The sequence below is a fragment of the Nostoc sp. 2RC genome, from assembly GCF_014222165.1.
GTDB lineage: Bacteria > Cyanobacteriota > Cyanobacteriia > Cyanobacteriales > Nostocaceae > Nostoc > Nostoc linckia.
In genome coordinates this window covers 1-1298 of the sequence record NZ_JACKZU010000711.1, presented here as the reverse complement: position 1 = coordinate 1298, position 1298 = coordinate 1, and the positions used below count along the sequence as shown (strand labels likewise).

Here is a 1298-nt window from a genome sequence, read left to right as displayed (position 1 = left end):
TGTGTTTTTGTAGTACCTGAGCGTGCCGTCATACGCCCCAACAATGGCATCCAAATCGCCATCGCCATCAAGGTCGGCAAAGGTGGGGGCGCTGAAATTCCCCACACTAATGCCATTGAAGGGGTTGGCGGTGTCGGTTTGCAGGGTGTAGACCGGGTTGGTGGCACTGCCTGTATTCTGGTAGTACAAAAGCGTGCCGTACCCTCCCCCAACAATGGCATCCAAATCGCCATCGCCATCGAGGTCGGCTAAGGTGGGGGTGCTGACTATCACCACAAAAATATCATCGAAGGGGTTGTTGCTGCCTGTTTGCTCGGTGTAGACCGGGTTGGTGGCACTGCCTGTATTCTTGTAGTAAAAAACCGTGCCGTACCCTCCCCCAACAATGGCATCTAAATCGCCATCGCCATCGATGTCGGCAAAGGTGGGGGTGCTGTAAGTCCCCACATTAATGCCATTTAAGGGGTTGTTGCTGCCTGTTTGTTGATTAAAGGTGGCCATAGTGATTTGTTTTCATTTGCTATACAACTGCTTGGAGATTCCACACCGGAAAAACTCTAGTTGCCTCGGTTTTGTGACGAGGTTTCTAGTTAAGTTCCTGTGGGTGTGGCGGCGATCTGGCCGCGGGATTAATTTTGCTCATTTATCCCTGTGTTAAGTTGGCAAGATTTTGGTGGGCAACTGCCAAATCTGGTTTGAGTTGAATTGCTCGTTGGTAGGCGGCGATCGCTTGTTGTGTTTTCCCCTGGATCTGCCAGATTGCCCCTAAATTGCAGTGGGCTTGGGCAACGTTGGGGTTAATCAAGAGCAATTTTTGGTAAGCTGCGATCGCTTGCTCCATCTGTCCCAAACCCTGCAAGGCATTACCCAACTGGTTGTAGGCGGCGATGTAATCTGGTTGCAGGCGTATCGCTTCACTAAAGCTAGCCACCGCCGCTTGCAAGTTGCCCTGCTGCGCCCACTGTTTGCCCTGCTCAAACAAAGAACGAGGGGACGCAGTCAGGAATTTGTGCGTTGCCTTTGGCGGGCGCAGCCATCGCTTGGAGTTATCTGTTTCTGAAGTGGGCGTTTGCCAAGTCAGTTTGGCTAATAGAGGTTCGAGGGCAATTTCCGTTAACTCTGTCGGCTGGTAAATTACGCTGATTTGATGACAGCCTTCTGAAACCAAGGCTTTTTCTAAATATTGCAACAGCTTGGTCGCAATGCCCTGCTGCCGATATCCTGGGGCGACAAACAGCGAGATCAATTCCGCCGTTTGTTCTGGTAGCAGTTCGGCAATGGCAAAGGCCACCATTTCC

The 1298-nt window shown here is 51.4% G+C and carries 2 protein-coding genes; both read right to left on the bottom strand.

What is annotated here, in order from left to right; genetic code table 11:
* A partial coding sequence (locus GNE10_RS34585) for an FG-GAP-like repeat-containing protein (protein WP_185570515.1) occupies window positions 1-501 on the bottom strand: 501 nt, incomplete at its 3' end.
* A 142-nt stretch (window positions 502-643) separates the two neighbouring features.
* On the bottom strand, window positions 644-1298 hold a 655-nt coding region (locus GNE10_RS34580), incomplete at its 5' end, for a GNAT family N-acetyltransferase (protein WP_185570514.1).